The organism is Massiliimalia massiliensis (genome assembly GCF_900155615.1).
Lineage (GTDB): Bacteria > Bacillota > Clostridia > Oscillospirales > Ruminococcaceae > Massiliimalia > Massiliimalia massiliensis.
Genome location: NZ_FUHT01000003.1, coordinates 535970 through 553057 on the forward strand (window position 1 = coordinate 535970; position 17088 = coordinate 553057).

Genomic DNA, 17088 nt, shown 5'->3' on the forward strand with positions numbered 1-17088 from the left:
GAGATGATGATGTCAAAGATCAAATTAGGTTACGCACCAACCAGACGCAGCATTTTTAGCGCGCCAGACGCAGTAAAGTATAGAGGATTAACCAAAGACCGGTTAATCGAGCTCGGCGTTGATTTCGTCGATATCGATGATATTAACGAAGAGGGACTGCTCTATAACGACGCTGATATGAAGCGTATCCTGGAAAAATTCAAAGCAGAAAAGGTTGACGGATTGTTTATTCCTCACTGTAATTTCGGTACAGAATACGTTTGCGCGAGACTGGCAAGGGAGCTTGGCGTTCCTGTGCTGCTCTGGGGGCCGCGGGATGAACGCCCGGATGAAAATGGAATTCGCTTGAGAGACAGCCAGTGCGGGCTGTTCGCAACCGGCAAGGTGCTGAGAAGATTCCAGGTGCCATTTACATATATGACAAACTGCAGACTGAATGATCCTGAATTTGAACGCGGTATCCGTGATTTCCTCCGCGTATGTAATGTAGTAAAGACTTTCTACCATACCAGAATCCTGCAGATTGCACCGCGTCCGTTCGATTTCTGGACGACAATGTGCAACGAAGGGGAGCTGCTTGAGAAGTTTAACATCCAGCTTTCTCCGATTCCGATGCCGGAGCTGACTAAAGCGATTCGCATTGCGAAAGAAACTGATCCGGCTGTTAAGGAAACAATGGAGTTCCTGAGAGAGAATGCGATTTTGGAAGTAAACGAACAGGAGCTGGAAAATATTGCTGCTTTAAAGGTTGCCATGAAGAATTTGGCTTCCTTCTACGGATGCAACGCGATTGCGATTCAGTGCTGGACAGCGCTTCAGGATGAACTGGGAATTATGCCGTGCTGTGCAAACTCCCTGCTGACCGAAGAAAAAATTCCGGTTGTCTGCGAAACCGATATCCATGGCGCGATTACCTCGATTATGGTTCAGGCGGCGGCAATGGACGAACAGCCGATTTTCTTTGCTGACTGGACGATCCGCCATCCTGATAATGAAAATGCAGAGCTCCTGCAGCACTGCGGGCCATGGCCGTTCTCCATCGCGCAGGAAAAGCCGACACTCGGCGTCCCGCTTGCATTTGATTATCCTGGTTCCGTCAGAGCGCTGGCAAAATACGGAGACGTCACCTTGGCGAGATTTGACGGAGATAATGGGGAATATTCTCTGCTGCTCGGCCACGCAAAGGGTGTGGAAGGGCCATACTGCAACGCAACTTACCTGTGGGTTGAGGTTGAAAACCTGAAACGTCTGGAGGCGAAGCTCGTAGAAGGGCCATACATCCATCACTGTACAGGGATTTATGCGGATGTTGTGCCGGTATTATATGAAGCCTGCAAATATATCAACGGTTTGGAACCGGATTTGTATGATCCGATCGAAGAGGATGTAAAGGCTTATTTAAGAGGCGAATAATTTTATTCGATATAAACTGGCAAAGCGAGGAACGGGGTATAAAATGGAAAATTTAAAAGCAAAATCATTTTCATTAAGAAAGGATATTCTTGATATTATTTTCCGTGCAAAAGCGGGTCATATTGGCGGCGATTTCAGCGTCTGTGATATTTTGAATGTACTTTACAACAAGCATATGAATGTCACGCCGGAAAATTTTGACAGCCCGGAGCATGACCGTTTTATTCTCAGCAAGGGTCATTCGGTAGAGGCGCTTTACAGCGTGCTGGCTGACAAGGGCTTTATCCCAAAAGAGGATTTGAAGACAGTTTCCCAGTTTCAATCAAAATATATCGGGCATCCGAATACCAAGGTGAATGGAATTGAAATGTGTTCTGGCTCTCTGGGACATGGACTTTCTGTTGCTGCTGGAATGGCGATTGCCGGGAAAATGGATCAGGCAGGCTACCGCGTTTACGTCGTCATGGGGGACGGCGAGCTGGCAGAGGGCTCTGTTTGGGAAGGAGCTATGTGTGCGGGGCATTACAAGCTCGATAACCTGATCGCGGTTGTAGACCGCAACCGCCTGCAGATTTCTGGCTGCACAGAGGATGTTATGGCGCAGGACAGTCAGGATGACCGTTGGGCAAGCTTTGGCTGGAATGTGCTCCACGCGGCTGGAAATGATGTGGACGCGTTGGATGAGGCGTTCACGAAAGCAAAAGCATTTAAGGGAAAACCGACTGTAATCATTGCGGATACCACAAAAGGCTGCGGTGTTTCTTTTATGGAAAACCAGGCCGGTTGGCACCACCGTGTTCCAACAGCAGAGGAATATGAAAAAGCAGTTGCTGAGTTGGAAGAAAGGAGAGTGGCAGCCTGTGAATAAGGTAGCAAATAAACAGATTATCTGTGATGTTTTGGTAGAGCATGCGGCGGCAGATCGGGATATTGTCATTACCTGCAGCGACTCCCGGGGATCGGCTTCGCTGACTGAGTTTGCCAAACAGTATCCGGAGCAGACAATAGAAGTAGGAATTGCGGAGCAGAGCTTGGTTTCTGTCTCTGCCGGGCTTGCGAAATGCGGGAAAAAGGTTTATGCGGCTTCCCCGGCCTGCTTTCTTTCTACAAGAAGCATGGAACAGGCGAAGGTAGACGTGGCCTATTCCAATACCAATGTAAAACTAATTGGGATCTCCGGCGGGATCAGTTATGGCGCGCTGGGAATGACCCATCACTCCGCGCAGGATATTGCGGCGTTTGCTGCGATTCCGAATATGCGGGTATATCTTCCAAGCGACCGTTTCCAGACAAAAGCACTGATGGAAGCGTTGCTGAAGGATAACAAGCCGGCTTATATCCGAGTCGGCAGAAACGCTGTGGATGATGTCTACGAAGAGGGGAATGTACCCTTTGAAATGGACCATGCGACAGTACTTTGCGAAGGAACTGATATTGCGATTATCGCCTGTGGCGAGATGGTAAAGCCGGCAAAGGATGCCGCGGCGCTCTTAAAGGAAAAGGGCATTTCCGCCACAGTCGTTGATATGTACTGTGTGAAACCGCTTGATAAGGAAGCGATCATCAAAGCGGCGGAAAATGCAAAAGCTGTCATCACAGTGGAGGAACACAGTGAATACGGCGGACTAGGCTCTATGGTCAGCCAGGTTGTCGCCAGTACCTGCCCGAGAAAAGTGCTGAATATGGCGCTTCCGGATGAACCGGCAATCGGCGGAAAATCACAGGAGGTTTTTGATTACTACGGCTTAAATGCCAAAACAATCGCCCAGAAAGCGGAATCCTTGTTATAACAAACAGGCGGTGACATGATGAAATATGTATTATCAATAGACCAGAGTACTTCCGGTACAAAAGCGCTGCTGTTTGACTCTGCGGGAGATCTGATCGGGCGAAGCGATTTGCCGCATCGCCAGATTATTCTCAACGACGGCTGGGTAGAGCACGATCCGAATGAGATCTATCAAAATGTGATCGGCGTGGTAAAAGATGTAATCGAGAAATCGGATATCAATAAAGACAATATTGTCTGCGCAGGGGTATCTAACCAGCGCGAAACGGTGATGGCCTGGGACAACCAGACGGGGGAGCCGGTTTATAATGCGATTGTTTGGCAGTGCGCGCGCGCGGAGGATATCTGCGAACGCTTAAAGGATTCTGCGGAAACAGTGCGGATGGCAACCGGGATGAATCTGTCCCCGTATTTTTCGGCCGCCAAGCTGTCGTGGATTCTGGAAAATGTTGACGGTGTCCGTGAGAAGGCGCGGCGCGGAGAAATCAATTGCGGAACCATGGATAGCTGGGTTGTTTATAAGCTGACAAAAGGCGCTTCCTTTAAAACTGACTATTCCAATGCTTCGCGGACGCAGCTTTTTAATATCTCTACTCTGTCCTGGGACGACGAAGTCCGGAAGATTTTTGGAGTACAGGATGTAAAGCTGCCGGAAGTCTGTGATGCAAACGCAGATTACGGTATGACTGATTTTGACGGTTTCCTAAATGCGCCGGTTCCGATTCGTGGCGTGCTGGGTGATTCCCATGGCGCGCTTTGCGGGCATGGCTGCCGGGAGCCTGGAATGATCAAAGCCACGTATGGCACCGGGACGTCTGTTATGATGAACATTGGCGAAAAGCCGGTGTTCAGCAAAAACGGATTGGTAACTTCTTTGGCATGGGGGATTGACGGAAAGGTTAATTACGTGCTGGAAGGGAATATCAACTACAGTGGTGCGGTGATGAAGTGGGTTGTGGAAGACTTAAAGCTGATCGACTCACCAAAGGAAAGCGGGCCGCTTGCAATGCAGGCGAATCCGGAGGATACCACCTATCTGGTACCTGCGTTTACCGGACTTGGAGCGCCTTACTGGGTCAGCCGGGCAAAAGCGATGATCTGCGGGATGACAAGGAATACCGGGAAAGCGGAAATTGTCAGGGCTGCGGAGGAATGTATTGCCTATCAGATTACTGATATCCTGCGGATTATGAGTGAGGAAGCAGGCGTTGATATCCAGGAATTGCGGGTTGATGGAGGAGCGACCAAAGACCAGTATTTAATGCAGTTCCAGAGCGATATGCTTGGAATCCCGGTGCGGATCCCCGGTATGAATGAACTCAGCGGGGTGGGTCCGGCTTACTTGGCCGGAATCGCCATGGGTGTGTATGACGCTTCTATCTTTGACCGGATGGAACGCACTGAATATACACCGAAAATGAGTGATGAAACGAGAGACAAGCGCTATTCCGGATGGAAGGCGGCTGTCGGACTCGTCTTATCAAAATAGAGCACAGGCCTGTTTTAACAGGTTTGTGACACGTCAAATGCAGGGAAACCTGTAGAATAAGGAGGAAATTTTATGAAAAAGGCAAAAAGACTATTAGCTGTAGTGCTCTCCGCGCTCATGACTAGTACGCTGATTGCTAGCTGCGGCGAAAGCGGCGGCGGCAATACAAGTGGAAATGCTGGCGGCGGAAATGGCGCAGATTCAGGGAAAACTGTTGAAATCAGACTGCTGTCCGGTTGGACGACATCTGGTGAAAACGTATCTCCTGACTCTGTTCTGTACAACAAAAAAATTGATGAATTTAATGCAGAAAATAACGGCGTTAAAATTATCAATGAACCATCTGCTGGTGACGATAAGCGTAACAAAGCAAGACTTGATGTTACTGCAAACAACGCTTGTGACATCTGGCACTTCTGGGGCGGTTCCATCCTGAACGACTATGTTGCAGAAGGCGTTCTGGCTGACTGCGACGCTTACTTTGCAGAATCTGAAAAGGTTAAAAAAGAAGACTATGCTCAGGAATACATTGATTTCGACGTAATCGACGGGGTAAACTATGGTGTTCCGTTCACACTGGCGGTCAGCGTATTCATGGTCAACAAAGATATCTTTGCTGAATGCGGTTTGACAGAAGCTGATTATCCGAAAACTGTTTCCGACCTGAAGAAAGTTTCCAAGATTATCTCCGACAAGGGATATGCTGCTACTAACGTTGGCTCGAAGGGTGGTAACCCGTCCCACTTCTGGTTCTCCGACTATGTTGTTCAGCAGGAAGGCGGTAAGGAAGCAATCGAAGATATGCTGACAAGCTATCAGTTCGATACTCCGCAGAACAGAAAAGCGATGGAAGTTATGGCAGACATGGCTGCAAGCAAAGTATTCCCGTCTGACACAATGGCAAACGGCGACTGGTCTCCTTCCTTCGAACTGTTCATCCAGGGCAAAGCTGGTATGTGCTACACCTTTAACTGGATGTTCACACAGTTCCCAGAAGAAATGCTTGACAAAGTTGAAATCATCCCTGTTCCGGCATTAGATGACGGCGACATCAGCACCTCTACCTTCCAGGAAGGCTGGATCAACGACGCAAACGTTATGCTGAAAAAATCCTGGGACGATCCGGAAAAACACGATGCAGTAATTAAAGCGTTTGACTTTATTAACTGGGATATCCCGGTAGCTGGTGCGGAAGCTGGCGCTATCGTTTCTCCGAACAGCAGAATCACAGAGTCTATCGACTACTCTAACGGCGAATTCGGCCTGCTTGGCGAAGTAATGCAGTGGAGAGTTGAAAACGACATCACTGGCCGTCCGAACCACTGGGCAAACTGTGCAAACGGCGACCTGCAGGCATTCTATCAGTCAACTCTGGACGAAGTTTGGGCTGGTTCTATTTCTGCTGATGAAGCTATGACTAAGATTCAGAAGAAATTTGACGAAGAGAAAGCAAAAGCTGGAGCATAATCCAATTTGATTTGGATGAAAACGAATGGGTTTGTCCGATAAGGCGTACTTTTCCGTTCTTAAAAAAGGGCATAAAAAAACCCCCTATTAAGGGCGGGGCTACATAGGTTATTGTTGACTGAAAAAGTACAGTTTAACTTGGCAGGAGGGCCGGAATTCGGCTCTCCCGTCAGTTAATAAAAAACCGGCCCGTGGTTATAATTTTTAAGCATTGTATTTCCTGGTAGATAGAATATTTAAAAATGATAATCACGGGTCGGGGTCATTTCTTCCCATTCTAAAAATAGCGGGGTGAATTTATGGATTATTTGAGAAAAAAATGGTATCGTTCCCTGATTTTTGTGATTCCGGCGTTGGTGATTTATTTAATCATGGTAATCATTCCAATCGGTCAGGCGATTTATTATTCGTTATGTGATTGGAATGGGATTTCAACGCCGACTTTTTTGGGATTTGAGAACTATATTACAATGTTTACTAATCCTGACTTTGGTACAGTTATTAAAAATACAGTGATCAGCACTATTTTGGCATTGCTGATCCAGCCGACCGTTGCGTTGGTTTTTGCGTTTATGATTTACCGCTGCGCAGAAAAGGCACAGAAGGTTTATCGTGTACTGGTTTTCCTGCCGGCGGTTGTCGCGGCGGCTTCGATTTCATTGATGTTTACTTTGCTGTTTAACTCTGAAATTGGACCGGTTAACCAGATATTGACCTCATTAGGAGTACAGAACCCGCCGAACTGGCTGTCTGATGCCAAGATTGTTCTGTATTCTGTTATCACGCCGATGATTTATCAGTTTATCGGATATTATGTCGTTATCCTGCTTGCCGGGATGCAGTCCCTGCCGGAAGACATCTTTGAGAGCGCTGCTTTGGACGGTGCGAATGTTGTCCAGGTATTCTGGAAGATTGTTGTTCCGACCCAGGCAGAAACCATCATTATGTGCTGTGTTCTGATTATCGGCGGCGCGATGAAGGCGTTTGAGCATTCCTATATCATGACATGGGGCGGTCCGGGGGTTGCTTCTTCTTTCCTGGGCGTTTACATGTACAATACCACCTTCCAGGGCGGTAAATTTGGAATGGGTAGTGCGATCTCGATTGTAATCATGGTCTTGGCAGTAACATTTGCGATCCTGCTGAAGAAATTCGGCCGCAAATTTGAATATTAATCGGAGGAGGGTATTGATATGAAAGGACAAATCAAATCTACATCTCCTGCGATGCAAAAAGCAGGTACAATTGCAAAATATGTTGTACTCTCAATCTGGAGTATTATCACCTTGTTCCCGGTAGTCTGGGTATTTATGACCGCATTCAAGGATAATGGGCAGATCTTTGTAAACCCGTTTGCACTTCCGAATCCCGCGGTTCCGTCCAACCTGACCGAGGTATTTAAAGCGGTAAACTTTGGAAATACTTTCTTGAATTCTCTTATCTTTTCCGCTAGTACGGTAGTCATTATTTTGGTTATCACTTCTATGTCCGGTTATTACTGTGCCAAATTGACCCGGGGAATGAAAATGTATTCCTTCCTGATTCTGGGAATGATGATGCCGGCACAGACCATCCTGATTCCTATTTTTACTACTTATGTTAAGGTAGGGATGAATAATACCCGAATCGGGTTGATTCTGATGTATGTTGGAATGAATATCGCGTTCGGTACGTTCATTTTGACTGGATTTATGAAGGGCGTCCCGGATGCTGTGATCGAATCCGGCGTTATTGACGGCGCAAGCTCTCTGCGCGCTTTCTTCAGCCTGGTTATCCCGATGGCGAAGCCCGGTCTTGCGACTGTCGGAACCTTCGTTTTTCTGAATACGTGGAACGACTTCCTGGTTGCATTTATTATGGCTACCGATGTGAAGCTCCAAACGCTAAACCTGGCGTGTTATCAATTGAGGGGCGTTTATTCAAGCGACTACGGCTTGTTGAGCGCGGGATGCGTTGTGTTAATGACTCCTGCGATTATCATCTTTATTGTTTTCCAGGAACAGGTTATCAAAGGCTTGACCGCGGGTGCAGTAAAAGGTTAAAATGTTAGTGGGCGGCTATTACCCTGTTTTGATCAGGGTAATGGCTGCTTCAATACACAAGAAGAAATGAGGCTCGGATTATGAATACAGTAGAAAAATGGGGTGTATTTGAGGTCGCGGCAAAGGGGTATTCCGACAAGAATCCTTTTGTTGATTATGACGTCAAAGGTACCTTTATCGGAAAAAATGAATCAGTCACTGTAGATGGCTTCTATGATGGAGACGGAACCTATAAGGTGCGTTTTATGCCATCCTTTGAAGGCGATTATACCTATGAGATATCCGGAAGCTTTGCGGATGAGCCGGTGAAAGGTGAATTTACCGTAACAGCTCCGTCTGAGGGAAATCATGGTCCGGTTCGTGTTGCAAATACTCATCACTTTGCTTATGAGGATGGGACGCCTTACTATTCTATCGGCACCACCTGCTATGTCTGGACTCACCAGCCGCAGGAATTGCAGGAAAAAACGCTGGAAACTCTGAGAAAAGGGTATTTCAACAAAATTCGTTTCTGCGTTTTCCCCAAGCATTATGACTATAACCTGACGGAACCTTTGACCTATCCTTATGAAGGAACGCCGATGGACAGCTCTGTGCTGACCAAGGAAAACTTTATGGAATACGATGGAGCCTGCGAGGGCAATAACTGGGATTTTACCAGGTTTAATCCGGTTCATTTCCAGTTGTTTGAAAAACGGATTCAAGACCTGATGGATTTAGGAATTGAAGCCGATTTGATTGTGATGCATCCATATGACAGATGGGGATTTAGCGAAATGGACGCCGAGAGTGACGACCGGTACTGGAAGTATGTGATTGCGCGGTTTGCGGCTTACCGCAATGTGTGGTGGAGCCTTGCCAACGAATACGACCTTTTGAAGAAAAAGACCATCGCAGACTGGGAGCGCTACGCGCAGATTATCTGTGAAAAAGATCCGTACAACCATCTGCGTTCTATCCATAACTGCATCCACTTCTATGATCACAGCCGGCCGTGGATTACTCATTGCAGCCTGCAGCGTCAGGATCGTCATAAAACTACTGAATTCACTGCCGATTATGCCGACCGTTACCAGAAACCGGTTGTTTGGGATGAAATTTGCTACGAAGGCAATATCAACCATTGTTGGGGAAACATTTCCGGGCAGGAGCTGGTGAGAAGGTTCTGGGAGGCGACTGTACGCGGCGGATATGCCGGGCATGGCGAAACTTATGTGCATCCCGACGATATCCTTTGGTGGAGCCATGGCGGCGAACTGCACGGCGAAAGCCAGGAACGCTTTAAATTCCTGCATAAGATCCTGTGTGAAACCCCGGGCCTGGGACTAACTCCGCTGTCTATGCCGATCTTTAACAGAGGGTCCGCCTTTACCTGGGACGATCAGGTGGCAGTTCCCTGCGATGTCGGTTATCGTGGGACTTATTATCTGATTTATTTTGGAGTGTTCCGTCCTGCTTTCCGGGAGTACCACCTGGATGATATCAACGAATATGAGGTGGAAGTAATCGACACCTGGGATATGACGATTGAAAAGGCAGGAACCTTCAAGGGGAAATTCCGTGTAGAACTGCCGGGTAAAGAATATATGGCAATCCGTATCCGGAAGGTTTGATTATTTATTCGATCTCGGTTGGGACAGGATTTACCATTCTGACCGGTTCATAAATTCACAAAAGCAAAGGGCAGGCAACCTAAGTTGCCTGCCCTTTGCTTTTACGCTTTATTTTGGTACGCCTCAATTAACTTGTCTTCATAGGATGGCAGGGATAAATCGTCGTATTTTCCTTCATTATATGCAATAAACTCAGCAACGGATTCCTGCATACTTTTTTCCCATCGAAAATCCGGGAAAAAGCGTTTGAATTTGGAAATATCAAAATATACGTTGTGGCGCGTCAGGTCGTTTAATAGGACGTCCTCTGTACCGGGCAGGTTGCAGCAATAGACAAAGTCGCTTGGAATATGTACGAAGCTGGGCTTTGTCTTAAGCTGGCCGGCTACAATTCTGATATAGTCGTCATAGGTGGAGACGGTTTCGTGTGCAAGGGTAAAATCCTCGCCGATGCAGCGGGTATCCCCCGCAATGCGGGCAATCATTTTTCCGCAGTTATATGCGTTGCCCGCGTGGATGAGAGCGGTTCCGTCACCGGGCGAAAACAGCGGTTTTCCAGCACGCAGACGCGGCACCAGAGAATAGCCACCTTCCCGGGAAAGGGCGGTGAGCAGGAATTTGTTTCCCATAGAATAGGCGGGGCGGACAATCGTCAGAGGGAGACGCTGGCTGCCGGGCTTTTGAAAAATTTCTTCACAAAGCACCTTGTTTGCCGCATATTCACAGTTCGGCGCGTTCCAGCTTCCATTTTCCGGCATAGGGAGCTGAGAGAGCGGGTAGCCATAAACGTCGACAGTACTGACAAAGATATACTGTTTAACCGTATCACAGAAGGTTTTGACGGCCAGCTCCGCCTGTTCGGGGCGGAAACAGGAATAATCAATCACGATATCCGCCTTTGCCTGCTCGCGGGCAGCAGCCAGATCTGCCGGATTATCGCGGTCTCCAAAGTAAAAGGTTACCTTGCCGCCGTAACTGTCCAGGTCTTTTTTGGGATGAGTTAACGCGCAGATCGCATGATGCTCTGCGGATAATGCCTCAATGCTGCTGGCAGAGATGTTCCCCGGAGCGCCCAACATCAAAATCCTACTCATAAAAAATCCTCGCTTTCTTATCCTTTATTTTCATTTTACTATATAGAATATAAAAATTCAAGCTTTATTTTCGAAAAGATCACAAAAGGGATATCCAGAAATATGCGCAGATTAATGGTGGAAAGCGCCGAGAAAAATAAAATAATAATATTTTCATTTTTTGTTGACAAAAATGAAAATATAGATTATAATAAAATCACAGAAACTGAAAGGCAGTTATGATAAGGAGGTCTATTATGGATCGGTTAAAAGTTGCGCCTTCCGGGGATTTCCTGGAAAAGGACGGAAAGCCATTTTTTCTACTCAGCGATACTGACTGGATGGCATTTCAGAAATTATCTGTCGAGGAATGGAGAGAATTGGTTGTCAGAAGAAAGCAGCAGGGCTTCAACGCGCTGCAGATTAGTATGATGCCAATTGCGCACGACAATTCCAGCAGCGAGGATGATCTTCACCCCTTCATCATGAAAGATGGAAAATATGATTTTTCAAAAATCAACGAGACATATTTTGACAAAGCGGAAGAGATGCTTGCAGTCATGCGGGAATACGATATGATCCCATTCCTGCACTTATTCTGGGTGAATTATATCCCGGATACCTGGGCGGCGCAGAAAAGCCCGGGAACGGTGATGCCGTTTGAATTTGTACGGCCTTTGGCTACATATTTTATCAATCGGGTTAAGAAATTCGACCCAATCTATTCTGTATCCGGCGATACAAATTTTGAAACGGATCAGGTTGTAAAGTATTATCTGGAAATTTTAGATGTGCTTCATGAACAGGATCCGCAGGGCCTGACAACTCTCCATTTACAGCCGACGGCTGATCCGCCGGAGGTATTGCGGCGGCATCCGCAATATCATTTTTATGTATATCAGTCCGGACATTCTGTTGGGGCGATGGGGAATGACAGCACACAGACATCGATGCTCGACTTCTCCAAGCAGTTCTTAGATAAACCGGAGAAAAAACCGATCATCAATACAGAACCATGCTATGAGGGACACGGACACGGCTGCACCTATGGACGCTTTAACGCGTATGACATCCGGCGCGCCACTTGGCTGAGTCTGCTGTCGGGATCAAAAGCCGGGATTACCTATGGCGCGCACGGCGTCTGGCAGATGTACCACCGCGGAGAACCCTTTAATGGAATCAACTTCTCCAGCCTGCCCTACAATTGGCATGCTGCGCTGCAGTTCCCGGGTGCATGGGACGTCGGTTATTCCAAATGGCTTTTTGAGCATTACAATATGTTCTCCTTGCAGCCGTCCGATGCGATGGAAGCGCGCTCGGAGCTGATCCGGATGGCGGAATCGGACGATATGATCGTGATTTATATGCCGTATCACGATGAGCTGACTGTTTTGCGTGATCTCAGCGGCTATACGGTTGAAATGGTTGCAATGGAAACAAAAAAGATAATTTCACCGCTTTATACAGTCGAGGATGGTAAAACAACCCTGCATCTGTCCGACTGTAATGAGGATATGCTGATTATCGCAAGAAAATAGAAAGAGGATGTTATATATGGATAGAGCATTACTGGAAGAATCCATCCGGCATACCTTTGCTGTGGAGGCGGAATCAATCGCCGCGCTTCCTCAAAAGCTGGATATGGATACGATTCTGAAAATCGTTCAGACGCTGGGTGATTGTAAGGGAAAGGTGCTGGTAGCCGGCTGCGGAACCTCTTCTGCGGCAGCCAAAAAAGTTGCGCATTCCCTCTGCTGTGTTGAGGTGCCTGCCTGCTATATCAATCCATCCGACGCCGTGCATGGCGGACTGGGGATGCTGCAGGAGGAGGACGTACTGATTTTGGTTTCCAAAGGTGGAAATACGCAGGAAATCATCAATTTTATTCCTGCCTGCAAGACGAAAAAAGCTACTTTGATCGGCGTGACGGAAAACCTGGATTCTACACTGGCAAAACAGTCGGACCTCGTTTACAATGTCCGGGTAGATCGGGAGCCCTGCCCGTTTAACATGCTGGCTACCGCCAGCACGCTGGCGGTAATTGCGGCGTTTGACGCGGTATGCATCGCGCTGATGCACTATACACACTATACCAGAGAACAGTTTGCTGTCATTCATCCGGGCGGAGCAGTTGGTTCCCGCTTGCTGAATAACGAGAAATAACTTCATTAGGGAGAGAAAATATGAACGGAATGATGAAGGCGGCTGTATTTGAAAAGCCGGAAACAATGGTAATCAGGGAAATCCCGATTCCCGAATGCGAGCCTGACGGAGTTTTGATTAAGGTAGAGGCCTGTGGAATCTGCGGCGGTGATGTCCGCAATTTTTATCAAGGTCTGCGTGCGGATGTTGGGAGTCAGATCATGGGACATGAAATTGTCGGGACTGTAGTAGAAGCCGGCCCCGATGCAAAAGACTTTGCAGTTGGAGACCGGGTCGCGCTGGCGCCGGACGTAAGCTGCGGAGAATGCGTCTACTGTAAGCGCGGATGGGTGAACCTCTGCGCGGAGCACAAGATGCTGGGCACCCATTTTCCGGGTGGCTTTGCGCAGTACATTGCCATATCGGGATATATCATCGAGCATGGATTCATTGAACATATTCCGGACACCCTGAGCTTTGACGACGCAGTTATGGCGGAACCGGCCTCTTCGGTCATAGCCTGTCAGAACCGGAACAATGTTCAGCCGGGCGACACGGTAGTCATTATCGGGGACGGGCCGATCGGATGCATCCATATCGAGGTGGCCAGGGCAAAAGGCGCTGCTAAAATTATTATGGTGGGACTGACCCGCCTGGAGCAGGCAAAGGAATTTCATCCGGATGTCCTGCTTGACTCGGCTGCGGTCAACCCGGTAGAAGAGGTCTTGAAGCTGACCGATGGAGTCGGCGCGGATATCATCATCTGTGCAAATCCGGTGACCTCAACTCAGGAACAGGCAGTCGAGATGGCCAAAAAGCGCGGGATCATCGTATTGTTCGGCGGCGTGCCGAAATCCAATCCGATGACCTCCTTAAACAGCAACCTGATCCATTACAATGAGCTGACCGTTACCGGGGCGTTCTCTTATCCGTCCTGCGGCCTGCGCGACGCGCTGAGCTATCTCAATGAGAAAAAAATCACCGCGTCCAAATACACCAATGTGATTGTACCGCTTGACAAAATCTGCGACGGAATTATGCTGTCCAAGCAGGGGAAAGCGTTAAAAGCGGTCGTGAAACCATGGATGGAATAGATAATAAAAGAAAGGGAAAGTGATTATTATGTATGAAATTGACAGCAGATTAAAAGAGTTGGAAGCAGAAGGCACCCCGATTCAGGTTGCGCTGATCGGCGCGGGACAGATGGGAACCGATATCATTGCACAGGTAGAATGCATGGTCGGGATGGATATTCCGGTTGTATGCGACCTGTCTCTGGATTTGGCGGAAAAGGGATACCGCGTTGCCGGTTATCAGGGCGAAATAGTCCGTACCAACTGCCCGGAAGAAGCAATTGTAGCAATTGAGGCAGGCAAAAAGGTCGCGACGGAAAACTACCGTCTTGCTGTTACGCTGCCGATGGTAGAAGTGGTGATTGACGCAACCGGTTCTCCGGAAATGGGCGCAAGGGTTTCTCTGGACTGCATCAACAACGGCAAGCACATCGTTATGATGAACGTGGAATGCGATATCACAGTCGGCCCGATCCTGCGTCAGATGGCAGAAAACGCAGGCGTCGTCTATTCGCTGACCGCCGGCGACGAACCGGGATCTATTGTAGAAGTGTACCGCTTTGCAAAAGCCTTGGGCTTTGAAGTGGTTGCGGCTGGAAAAGGGAAAAATAATCCTCTGAATATCTATGCGACCCCGGATGAATGGGAAGAAAAAGCAAAAGCAAGAAATATGAGCGCAAAAATGCTGGTTGAATTCGTAGACGGCTCCAAGACCATGATCGAGATGGCGGCGGTTTCCAACGCTACCGGGCTCGTTCCGGATATCCGCGGCATGCATGGCCCGAAATGTAATGTCAAGGATCTGACTACTGTATTCGCGACCAAGGAGCAGGGCGGAATCCTGGAAAAAACAGGAGTTGTTGACTTCGGAATCGGGGACATCAACCCAGGCGTATTTGTAATCGTAACAACCGATAAACCGCGTCTCATTGAAGGTCTGGTTCAGCGCGATATGGGAAATGGCCCGAACTATCTGCTGTACCGTCCGTATCACCTTTGCAGCATTGAAACCCCAATCACCGCCGCACAGGCAGTCATTTACGGTGAATCCACTGCGCATCCGATGAAAAAGCTCACCTCGGAATGTATCACAGTAGCAAAACAGGACTTGAAAGCCGGCCAGACGCTGGACGGAATCGGAGAATACTGCTATCGTGCAAGCATTGAGCTTGCTGATATTGCCGCCAAGGGGAATATGCTCCCGGTTGGCTTGGCAAAAGGCGCAGTGCTGACCTGCGATGTGAAGAAGGATGAGGTCATCACCTACGATATGGTAAAATTAAACGATAGCTCCGTCCTGCTGCAGCTCCGCAGAATTCAGGACCAGCTTTACCGTTAAAGAAAGAGACGGAAATCCCGCCTGGCTGTCTTTTCATAGGCGGCCCGGCGGAATTTTATTAGAAACGAGGTGTTTGTTTTGAGCCTGATAGGACTTGATATTGGAACGACTGGCTGCAAAGCGATGGTGTTTTCAGACGAGGGCGCCGCTCTCGGTCATGGGTTTCGGGAATATGAGGTAATCAGCCTGGATACCGTCCGCCATGAGCAGGATGCAGAACGTGTCTGGAAGCTTGCGAAAGAGGCAATGAAAGAGGCGGTTCAGAAAAGCGGCGTACCGAGCGTACATGCGCTGAGCCTTTCAGTGCAGGGCGACGCTGTCATCCCGGTAGACCGTGACGGGAACGCGCTTGCCCATACATTGCTTGGAATGGATTATCGTTCCAAAGAGCAGGGTGACCGCTGCGGGGAATTATTTGGCGAGCGGGAGCTGTTTGAGCGGACTGGGATGCGCCCCCACCCGATGAACTCGGTCACCAAAATGATGTGGATCAAGGAAAGCCTGCCGGAGATTTATGAAAAAGCGGATAAGCTGGTAACCTATGCGGATTTCATTTTAATGAAGCTGGGCGCGCCGGCCGTCATCGATGAAACCATGGCTTCCCGGACAATGCTGTTTGACCTGAAAGAGAAAAAATGGTCGCAGCAGATGCTGGAGCAGCTCGGCATATCGGAAGAAAAGCTCTCCCGACCGGTTCCTTCCGGCGAGATTGTAGGCAAAATGCGGAAAGAACTGGTGGAGGAGCTGGGATTAACTGGAAAAGTCCTGCTGGTAGCGGGAGGGCACGACCAAACCTGCGCGGCGCTTGGCGCCGGGCTGGTAAAAGAAAATATCGCGCTCGATTCCCATGGAACGGCAGAGGTAGTGTCCACCGCGTTTGACGCGCCAAGACTGGGCGGGAAGATGTTTGACAGCTATTATCCCTGCTACTGCCATGCGAAAAGCGGGATGTATTTCACCTTCACCCTAAACCATATCGGCGGAATATTGTTTAAATGGTTCCGGGACAATTTCTGCGAAAAACAGGTAGAGGAAGCAGCTCTGCTGGACGGCAATGCTTTCCGGCTGCTGGAGAGCAGGGCGCCGGAAGGCCCCTCCTCCGTTATGATCCTGCCGCACTTTAACGGAAGCGGAACGCCATGGTGCGACCTGGATTCCAAGGGTGCGATTGTCGGCCTTACCATGTCTACCACAAAGTATGACCTTGTCAAAGCGATTATGGACAGCCTGACCTATGAGCTGCTGATTAACCTGGACCGTCTGGAACATTGCGGAATCCGGATCGATACCCTGCGTGCGGTCGGCGGTGCGACAAAATCCCCGAAATGGATGCAGATCAAATCTGACATTACCGGCAAAGCGGTTCAAACGCTCGTAGTATCTGATGCGGCCTGTCTGGGCGCGGCGATGCTTGCCGGAGTTGCCTGCGGTGTGTTTTCTTCGATTGACCAGGCGGCAGAACAGTGCGTAAAGGTGAAATCCTGTTATGAGCCTGAGCCCGGGCGCGCAATGCGTTATCGGGAAAAATATGAGGTGTACCGCGATATTTACCCGACCCTGCGTGATTTGAATTATCGTTTGTAATATGTTATAATAGCACCAAATAAAATATAAGCGGTTATGCCGCATAACCGGAATAGGGAGGAAC

14 protein-coding genes are annotated in these 17088 nt (G+C 48.6%); 13 read left to right on the plus strand and 1 reads right to left on the minus strand.

What is annotated here, in order from left to right; all coding sequences use genetic code 11:
* Positions 1-9 precede the first annotated feature (9 nt).
* The 8 genes from CZ360_RS06635 to CZ360_RS06670 all read left to right on the plus strand — a co-directional run bounded on the left by CZ360_RS06635 (position 10) and on the right by CZ360_RS06670 (position 9813).
* Positions 10-1413 (plus strand): L-fucose/L-arabinose isomerase family protein, encoded by a 1404-nt coding sequence (locus tag CZ360_RS06635; RefSeq protein WP_077533380.1) that lies wholly within the window; start codon positions 10-12, stop codon positions 1411-1413.
* 43 nt (positions 1414-1456) lie between these two features.
* Complete coding sequence (locus CZ360_RS06640) at positions 1457-2281, plus strand: transketolase (RefSeq protein ID WP_077533381.1); 825 nt, start codon at positions 1457-1459, stop codon at positions 2279-2281.
* The gene (locus CZ360_RS06645; protein ID WP_077533382.1) at positions 2274-3203 is read left to right on the plus strand and encodes a transketolase family protein; all 930 of its coding nucleotides are present in this window, start codon (positions 2274-2276) and stop codon (positions 3201-3203) included. Before CZ360_RS06640 ends, CZ360_RS06645 begins: the two co-directional genes overlap by 8 nt.
* Positions 3204-3218: 15 nt before the next feature.
* Positions 3219-4691, plus strand: a complete 1473-nt coding sequence (locus CZ360_RS06650) for an FGGY-family carbohydrate kinase (RefSeq protein ID WP_077533383.1) — start codon at positions 3219-3221, stop codon at positions 4689-4691.
* A 72-nt stretch (positions 4692-4763) separates the two neighbouring features.
* The gene (locus tag CZ360_RS06655) at positions 4764-6158 is read left to right on the plus strand and encodes an ABC transporter substrate-binding protein (protein ID WP_077533384.1); all 1395 of its coding nucleotides are present in this window, start codon (positions 4764-4766) and stop codon (positions 6156-6158) included.
* Between the two features lie 299 nt (positions 6159-6457).
* The gene (locus tag CZ360_RS06660; RefSeq protein WP_077533385.1) at positions 6458-7333 is read left to right on the plus strand and encodes a carbohydrate ABC transporter permease; all 876 of its coding nucleotides are present in this window, start codon (positions 6458-6460) and stop codon (positions 7331-7333) included.
* An 18-nt stretch (positions 7334-7351) separates the two neighbouring features.
* A complete protein-coding gene (locus tag CZ360_RS06665) occupies positions 7352-8200 on the plus strand; it encodes a carbohydrate ABC transporter permease (protein ID WP_077533386.1) in 849 nt (282 codons plus the stop codon).
* An 80-nt stretch (positions 8201-8280) separates the two neighbouring features.
* Positions 8281-9813 carry a DUF5605 domain-containing protein gene (locus CZ360_RS06670; protein ID WP_077533387.1) on the plus strand — a complete coding sequence of 511 codons (1533 nt, stop codon included), beginning with the start codon at positions 8281-8283 and terminating at the stop codon, positions 9811-9813.
* A gap of 101 nt (positions 9814-9914) precedes the next feature.
* Here CZ360_RS06670 and CZ360_RS06675 read toward each other — a convergent pair whose 3' ends face one another.
* Positions 9915-10907: an NAD-dependent epimerase/dehydratase family protein gene (locus tag CZ360_RS06675; RefSeq protein WP_077533388.1), complete on the minus strand. Its 993-nt coding sequence runs from the start codon at positions 10905-10907 to the stop codon at positions 9915-9917.
* 236 nt (positions 10908-11143) lie between these two features.
* Here CZ360_RS06675 and CZ360_RS06680 point away from each other — a divergent pair, with 236 nt between their 5' ends.
* The 5 genes from CZ360_RS06680 (at position 11144) to CZ360_RS06700 (ending at position 17024) form a co-directional block, all read left to right on the plus strand.
* Positions 11144-12424 carry a glycoside hydrolase family 140 protein gene (locus CZ360_RS06680; protein ID WP_159438149.1) on the plus strand — a complete coding sequence of 427 codons (1281 nt, stop codon included), beginning with the start codon at positions 11144-11146 and terminating at the stop codon, positions 12422-12424.
* 16 nt (positions 12425-12440) lie between these two features.
* Entirely contained in the window at positions 12441-13049 is a 609-nt protein-coding gene (locus CZ360_RS06685; RefSeq protein ID WP_077533390.1) for a KpsF/GutQ family sugar-phosphate isomerase, read from the plus strand.
* Between the two features lie 20 nt (positions 13050-13069).
* Complete coding sequence (locus CZ360_RS06690) at positions 13070-14122, plus strand: alcohol dehydrogenase catalytic domain-containing protein (RefSeq protein WP_077533391.1); 1053 nt, start codon at positions 13070-13072, stop codon at positions 14120-14122.
* A 28-nt stretch (positions 14123-14150) separates the two neighbouring features.
* Positions 14151-15440, plus strand: coding sequence for an NAD(P)H-dependent oxidoreductase (locus CZ360_RS06695; RefSeq protein ID WP_077533392.1), 1290 nt, complete (start codon positions 14151-14153; stop codon positions 15438-15440).
* Positions 15441-15518: 78 nt separating this feature from the next.
* Positions 15519-17024 (plus strand): FGGY-family carbohydrate kinase, encoded by a 1506-nt coding sequence (locus CZ360_RS06700; protein WP_077533393.1) that lies wholly within the window; start codon positions 15519-15521, stop codon positions 17022-17024.
* The last annotated feature ends 64 nt before the right edge of the window (positions 17025-17088 follow it).